General features: G+C 40.5%; 1 pseudogene. It reads right to left on the bottom strand.

Annotation, left to right across the window (positions count from 1 at the left end):
• Window positions 1-62: 62 nt before the first annotated feature.
• Window positions 63-415: pseudogene (locus ACYQ2O_RS12875) on the bottom strand (IS4 family transposase); the annotation flags it as partial.

The following is a 415-nucleotide window of genomic DNA, read 5'->3' as shown; positions in this document are numbered from 1 at the left end:
CTCAAGTTTCGCACCCTGATCAAACCTTGGAAAGCCTATCGGCTTAAGGTTAATCAACTAAATCAAACAGTGATGTGTGACGGATTGGACTCACTTCCAGCTAAAATTTCTTTAAATGAAGTCGGTAATGTCTCAATTAATTGATCCAACAGCTTCGTTACCTGCTGTTCAGATAGTACAAATTCACCTTCTAACAGCTCCTTTAACGCATGCAATAAAAGAGAGAGGGATTTTGTGAAGCGAATATTTTCGAGTTCATCGCACTCCAAATAAAACAGCTCTCCGATTGTTCGTGGATCCTGTTCATTTCGTGAAGCAAGGGCGAAGAATATATAGCGCATAAAGACAATAGTAGTGTGAGCGATCATGATATCATACTTTCGTCCGTATACTTCTTTTCCGAGCTGCAGGTAGG

It is taken from the genome of Alkalibacterium sp. m-11, from assembly GCF_054658155.1.
This window is presented reverse-complemented; position numbering and strand designations above follow the sequence as displayed.